General features: G+C 43.9%; 6 protein-coding genes. 3 read left to right on the top strand and 3 right to left on the bottom strand.

The window, feature by feature from the left end; all coding sequences use genetic code 11:
* Window positions 1–239 precede the first annotated feature (239 nt).
* The 3 genes from F6K63_RS36315 to F6K63_RS36305 form a co-directional block, all read right to left on the bottom strand.
* Complete coding sequence (locus F6K63_RS36315; RefSeq protein ID WP_287254763.1) at window positions 240–998, bottom strand: inositol monophosphatase family protein; 759 nt, start codon at window positions 996–998, stop codon at window positions 240–242.
* Window positions 999–1012: 14 nt separating this feature from the next.
* A complete protein-coding gene (locus tag F6K63_RS36310; protein ID WP_287254761.1) occupies window positions 1013–1771 on the bottom strand; it encodes an SDR family NAD(P)-dependent oxidoreductase in 759 nt (252 codons plus the stop codon).
* 70 nt (window positions 1772–1841) lie between these two features.
* Window positions 1842–3110 (bottom strand): pyridoxal-phosphate dependent enzyme, encoded by a 1269-nt coding sequence (locus tag F6K63_RS36305; protein ID WP_287314938.1) that lies wholly within the window; start codon window positions 3108–3110, stop codon window positions 1842–1844.
* A gap of 354 nt (window positions 3111–3464) precedes the next feature.
* Here F6K63_RS36305 and F6K63_RS36300 point away from each other — a divergent pair, with 354 nt between their 5' ends.
* The 3 genes from F6K63_RS36300 to F6K63_RS37560 all read left to right on the top strand — a co-directional run bounded on the left by F6K63_RS36300 (window position 3465) and on the right by F6K63_RS37560 (window position 4348).
* Window positions 3465–3773, top strand: a complete 309-nt coding sequence (locus F6K63_RS36300) for a transposase (RefSeq protein WP_287254756.1) — start codon at window positions 3465–3467, stop codon at window positions 3771–3773.
* A 92-nt stretch (window positions 3774–3865) separates the two neighbouring features.
* Complete coding sequence (locus F6K63_RS36295; RefSeq protein ID WP_287254755.1) at window positions 3866–4018, top strand: hypothetical protein; 153 nt, start codon at window positions 3866–3868, stop codon at window positions 4016–4018.
* A gap of 183 nt (window positions 4019–4201) precedes the next feature.
* Window positions 4202–4348 carry a MerR family DNA-binding transcriptional regulator gene (locus F6K63_RS37560; protein ID WP_353813177.1) on the top strand — a complete coding sequence of 49 codons (147 nt, stop codon included), beginning with the start codon at window positions 4202–4204 and terminating at the stop codon, window positions 4346–4348.
* The last annotated feature ends 332 nt before the right edge of the window (window positions 4349–4680 follow it).

Below are 4680 nucleotides of genomic sequence, written 5' to 3'. Positions count from 1 at the left end.
ACCTCTAATTACGACCCTGACCCAGCCATGGCCTCCCGCAAACAACATCAGAAAAGGTACTATCGACTCGAATTTAAGGTAAAAACCTACGATTATGCTTTTCATTAAGTTTTGTCAGTCAACCAGGATCGTTACACTCTTGACGTATCAATCGTTTCAATCGCTATCGTCGCCCCCCCATGTCCGTCAGTCAGCTGAAAATCTGTAGAAATCCTGAACTCTTTCACCTGGCATTACAGCTAGGTTTGAGCGCAATTCAGAATCTGATAGCGCAGTTTTTGAGAAACTATTGGGGAGACTGCTAGAAAAATCGGAATGCGTTCTAAAGTTGGACGGTACTGTATTGTTTGATTGACACCTGAAAGACACTCAATTCCGACTTCACTGGCAATATGAGAAATGGAGCCAACATCGTAGAGCATCGTATTAGCGGCAAGAAAAGCTAATGCCTGACCCGTTAATACCCGCAAAAGGCTATAGGTTGCACAGCGATAGAAAGTCGGTGTGTAGGTGACCATTCTATTTTGAGCCCGGGGATAAGTTCGCGAACAAAAAATGATTTCTTTCTCTTCTGGGTCAGGCTTTGGGATGGGCATTTTTTCCCAGTTCCGGTAAACACCTTCTCCTGTAGCTGCATAAAAACTTTCACCAGAAGCCGGAAAGAGCACCAGAGATTCTAGAAATTCATTTCCTTTCATCAACCCAATAGCAATACTATACTCTTTCTTGCCTTCTAAGAAATTTGCAGTTCCATCAATCGGATCAATAACCCAAGTAAAATCAGATGTTTTTGAACTGTGTTGGGGTTCCCCTTCTTCATACAAAATCCGATGGTCCCGATAGTGCTCTGTAATCATTGTGATCAGTTCAGCTTGTACTGCGAGATCCACTGAACTGACCGGGGTTCCATCCGGTTTTGTCCAAGTTGTTGGGGAGTTCGTAACTAAGGGTAGCACTCGCTCCTCAACCTGGTTTTGTAAACTTTTGAGATAAGTCATTGCCAGAGATCCTATTAAATCATATATTCTCCACCATCAATGATAAATTTCTGGCCGTTGATATAAGCGGCTTCTTCCGAGATTATGAATGCTACCAACACAGCCACTTCGTCCGGTTTCCCCAAGCGATTGAGGGGAATATTTCGTTTTGAGAGTTCATAGTCTTCTTGAGTATCAAGCTGAAATCGTTCGATGGTTTCTCTCGTGCGAGTAAAACCCGGAATCACAGAATTGACCCGAATATCTGGTGCTAGTTCTTTTGCCAAACAGCGCGTCATTACCAGCAACCCTGCTTTGGATGAACAGTAGTTTACGCCATTTTTTCGACCTGATATGGCGGTAGTTGCTCCAATATTGATAATATTGCCTTGCAAATGTTTAGCCTTCATCAGTCGAGCAACGGCACGAGAGACTAGAAAAGCACCCTTAAGATTGGTATCAATCACCCGATCCCATTCTTCCTCGGTCATTTCTAGGAAGGGTTTGTCAATGTTCATTCCGGCGTTATTAATTAAGACATCCACGCCACCGTAAGCCGCATCAACTTGTTGAACCATCGATTCGACTTCTTGGGAGTTGGAAATATCGGCACGAACGAGCATAGCTGTTCCTGACAGGGCTTTAATGTCTGCTACTGTTGCTTCAGCACTTTGAGTATCGCTTAAATAGTTAACAGCGACGTTATAGCCGAGGGATGCTAACTTTTTGGAAATAGCACTTCCAATTCCCTTACCACCTCCGGTCACTAGGGCTGTTTTCTTGTTAATTTCCATGTGATTCCAATCAAGTAGCCAGTAGAACGTAAAGTTCTACCGACTTCTGTTTAATCTTTAGAGGTTATCTTTAGAGGGCATCGAGTTTTTGCTTCAACTCTACGGGATCATCAGTGCGAGGACTGACCCAGCTATCGGGTTCGTATAACTCGGTTGATTGATCTTTACCGCGTCCGCAAGAGAGCATAGCAATTGTCTGGTCTTTCTGGAATTGACCTTTTTCTGCCAATTGAATCAGACCAGCAAACCCAATTAAATTAGACAATTCTAAATCGGTTCTCAAAGTGAGTCCCCGGTTTTGGAAAGCGTCTACCAAAGGTTGGGCTTTTTCTTTGACGTAGTCTGGATCAACATGGGTAATAATGCCGTTGGATTCTTGCAGACATTTGTAAAGTTCGGGATAATTTTTGACCGGATTGGTGGAATTGAGCGTTGGCTCAAATAAATCCTCGGCGAATGTTTTCGGCAAATCATCTTCAGTGAGGGTGGTTCGTCCGCTACTGTAGGCACGAGACATCACACTCATTTCCTCAGATTGGATGCAGATAATCCGGGGAATGTCTTCTGGGCGTTCTAAACCAAACTTAACCAGATTCTTATGCCCTCGGAGGTAGCCAATTGGCCCCATACCACTGGCAATAGTCTGTACGAAAAAGTCATATTTGGGCAATTTGCGAAATAGCTCGTAGGCGACTGTGGCATAAGGCTCTGTGCGATCATGCAGAGGGGCGATCGCATTTAAACCATTTTCCTTCGCAAACCGCTTGGCATAGGGACTAATTTGGGGGTAGTAGTCATCCACGTAGATGATGTAGTTGTTCTTGTTCTTCTTAATATGCTTGGTATTTTTGTAGTGACATTTTCCCGGCATAAAGAAGTAGGTTGTCAGTCCTAAATGAGCCGCGTAATGAGTATAGGTTCTTCCTGTATTGCCGGTAGAATAAAATACCAGGTTATCCAATCCCAGTTCTTTGCAGCGGCTGATGATTAGAGAGGCTTCCCGGTCTTTAAACGTACCTGTGGGGTTTTTCTCACTATCCATGAGTACATAAAGCTTTGCTCCATTGAGCAAGGGGCTAAGTTCTTCAAACTCTATTAACTCGCTAGCTCCCTCTCCAAGCGTGACGATATTGCTCCTATCCTGTAGAGGCAACAAGTCAAAATCCTGCCAAATACTGTCGTACTCAGAGTAGATGCTACCGTTATATGACCCTTCAAAGACGTACTCTAGTCGGCTACCACTTTGTTTACCAGCAGCGACCATCTCATCGAGTCCGTATTCTTCGTTGTAATCAGGGTTCAGTCCTCGTTGGAAAGCTCTAAGCTCGTTACCTACCATAGCTTATGTAACCATTGATACTTCAAACGCCTTTTTGATTATATATCCTGTGTAACTCAGAGCTTGTAAAAAAAAAATTGATATAAAGATAACTTATGAAGTCGTTATCTGGCAAGGATCTTCATAAGTTATCTTTAAGAATTGACCCGAGAAGCTACAACAGCGTACAACTTGCCGAAAAACTCTGTCGGAAACGGCAAGTTGACCAAAGTCGCTGAGTATCTACGTCAGATCCTCAAAAAAAGGGGGTGATTTGGAAACGGATGCGAGTGAGTCATCAAAAACGGCAAGATCCACATCAGCGGCTGGCTAAGAAAAACGACCTCGAAATGCTTGAACTAGCGGCTGCTGCCGATGAGCTTGACTTGCAAAACCCTTGACGAATCGGGATGCTGTTTGTGGAGTGCCGTCAGCTATAGCTATTACTTTAAAGGAGAGCAGAAGCGGCAAGAACAGACGAAAAAACGAGGCAAACGATTAAGTGTGTTGGGTTTGTGGCAACCGTTGGTGAAATTTATATGCAGTTTCGTGTTGGGGAGTTGGAAAAGTGAAGACTTTATCAAACTGATGGAGCAACAAGCCCAAGTTGCTGGTGAAATTTACCAACGTACGGGTCGAATCCGTGTTATCATCCTCGTGCTTCGGCTCGATTCATACCAGTAAAGCTGTAAAGCAGAAACTTCCCCAATGGCAAGCGATGGGACTTTATTTGTTCTTTTTGCCACCTTACTGTTCCGTTCCGGAACCCCATTGAGTTGGAGTGGGAGCATCTTAAGCGGGATCAATTGGTCGCTCAGATGTTTGAATCGGAGTCGGAATTAGCTTACCAGGTGAGTGTAGGACTTGAGGCTCGAGGAGAGCGCAATGGACATAAGGTTGAATATGTCAACCTGCGAGGTATGAAATAATCCTTTACAAACATCTCTTTTTTTCCCTGGGACTACTTAATAGATAGTTAAGTTGAGGTGATTGACTGCCTTATTACTTAGCTAAGTAATAGCTTTACTACCAAAGCTATACCAAAAACCAGTAAACCCCCAAGCTGTTTGATACTTGGGGGTTTACTGGTTTTTGGTCAACAACCCAAAGGGGTGATAACCAAAAATGAGGTGGCCAAGGCTCTGGGAGTAACCACTAGGACATTGAGGAACTGGGAGGCGGCAGGCAAAATAAAGGCGACCAAGAACAAGAAGGGCAGGAAAATCTATGATCTTGATTCGGTGGTTTACGAGGATTGATTGGAGTTGCTTTCCGGAAAGCAATAAGGGAATTCTACACGAGAGTTGACTGGTTATGATTCAGATATGGTCAATGATACAGCCAAAATTACTCCTATAAACTCTTTCACACTTTCCGGAAAGCAGTCTAAGAGTGGAGATAGGCAAATAAGGCGATCGCCCACCTAACAACCTCATCTGCACACTAAACACAGAGGTGCCCTAAGGCGTGTCATCAAATAGGTGTCAATCCAGTTTAAAATAGATAAATTCTTGGCGAGTTGAGTAATTTCAGGAGTGGTACAATGACGCGCCGCTATGCTTTGCGGAATGACCAGTGGGAACGCATCAAA

Source organism: Moorena sp. SIO1G6, assembly GCF_010672795.1.
GTDB classification, from domain to species: domain Bacteria; phylum Cyanobacteriota; class Cyanobacteriia; order Cyanobacteriales; family Coleofasciculaceae; genus Moorena; species Moorena producens.
The sequence above is the reverse complement of the archived record's forward strand: the minus strand, read 5'-3'. Positions and strand labels throughout refer to the sequence as shown.